We start from the raw sequence: 1,796 nt of genomic DNA on the forward strand, positions 1-1,796 counted from the left end.
AAAAAGAAAAAGAGACTCTGCTAAAGTCTCATGACGAATATATAACATATTCCAAAAACTATGAAAATGAATATCTAGGCAATATTCATAAGATACAAATTAACTTAAATCGCAAAAGTTAACAGCGCTATTTTAACACATAGAAAATAAAAATACTATGACTTTACCGTTTTCTAATAGCGGGTAAAGTGTTCAAACTTTGACAATGGGACTCCTATAATGGGGTCCTTATTTAATTTCCTTGAAAATATAAAATCCGCCCTTTTGCGTGTGGGTGGGGTGACTCCAGTTGGGGCCCCCGACACCGCAAGGCGGATTTATTTTATTTATAAAAGACCGAGAGAAATAACACTAACCATTATGGTATTGACATGATACCACTTTGATACTATAATGATACCATAAGGAGGTGAAGTTATTGGGAAAAGCGGTTTTTTCTCTAAGGCTTACTGAAGACCTACACGAATGGTTAAAAAAAGAAGCTGAAAAGAGAGGTATGTCGGTCAACGCTTTGATTTCATACATACTGAGCGAATATAAAGACGATAAAGAGTTTTAACGGAGTAGTTCTACGTAGTGAAAGCGTAGCGGTTCCTTTACTTGGAAAGGCGACTCTGATAACCTAGTTCGGTTTGCCACATTAAAGATTTCTAGAAGGTGGCGACGGTGGCAAGTAATCTGGGTCGCAAAGGTTCCGAGTCAAGGATTCATGGAGTAGATCTACGCAGTGGTGATGGTGAAGCGCAACTAAAAAAACAAGAAAAGAGGACGAGCACATGTTTAATATTTCTTATTACAAAACCGAAGACACAAAAGTAATGGTGGTTACATTACACGCACTAAAACAAACTATCATTTTGCAACCAGGATTCTTTTATAAAATTTCAGGAGTTGATAGAAAAGTAATAACCGGCTGCGGCGAATTTAGTGGTACAATTCTAGTAGATTTAGGATTTATATTTCCGTTTAAATCTGATAGAAAAATAGGTTAATATTTAATCGCTATTTCTGTTTCTTACTTAACTTGATTATAGCGATTAATAAGCAGAAAAATTTAGACAAGGAAGAGAGGTATTTTATAATTGAGGTATCGTCACAAACTAATAAAAAGTGGCGGTGTATGGGAATTATTGAGCTACGAGAAAGAGGTAGCAACAGGTAAAGATGCAGTTCGTGAAAATGCTGGTAGGAAAAAACAGTCTGATCATGATTGGATAAATGATGCTGAAACAAAGATGAAGAACAGGTCTGATGTGTTATATCGTGCAAGGAAGCAAGTGTTTAACCAAGCAAATGCCAATGCAAATGCGTGGAACGAGCAACCGAAATTTTTCACACTTACATATGCTGAAAACATGCAGGACATAAAACAATCTAACTATAACTTCAAAAAGTTTATCCAAAGGCTGAATTACACTTTAAAAATAAAACTAAAATACACTGCTGTAATTGAGTTTCAGAAACGAGGGGCTATACATTATCACCTATTGGTCTATAACCTTCCTTACACGCCTGTAGACGTTCTATCGGACATCTGGGGTCATGGGTTTGTTAAAATAAATAAAATAGACCACGTGGACAATGTAGGGGCTTATATAACGAAATATATGATAAAGGATAATATTGACGAAAGATTACTTGGAGAGAAGTCTTATTTTTCGAGTAGAGGGTTAAAGAAGCCTGAAGAGTATATTTTGACGGAAAAAGAAAAAGAGACTCTGCTAAAGTCTCATGACGAATATATAACATATTCCAAAAACTATGAAAATGAATATCTAGGCAATATTCATAAGATA

The 1,796-nt window shown here is 35.4% G+C and carries 1 protein-coding gene and 1 pseudogene; both read left to right on the top strand.

Features of this window, described 5'->3' with window-relative positions; translation table 11 throughout:
* Nucleotides 1-409 precede the first annotated feature (409 nt).
* Nucleotides 410-559: a toxin-antitoxin system HicB family antitoxin gene (locus ACH5AO_RS37210; RefSeq protein WP_350502499.1), complete on the top strand. Its 150-nt coding sequence runs from the start codon at nucleotides 410-412 to the stop codon at nucleotides 557-559.
* Nucleotides 560-1,082: 523 nt separating this feature from the next.
* Nucleotides 1,083-1,796, top strand: a pseudogene (locus tag ACH5AO_RS37215) (hypothetical protein); the annotation flags it as partial.

Origin of the sequence: Streptomyces sp. NPDC018964, from assembly GCF_044390325.1 — a bacterium.
Lineage (GTDB): Bacteria > Actinomycetota > Actinomycetes > Streptomycetales > Streptomycetaceae > Streptomyces.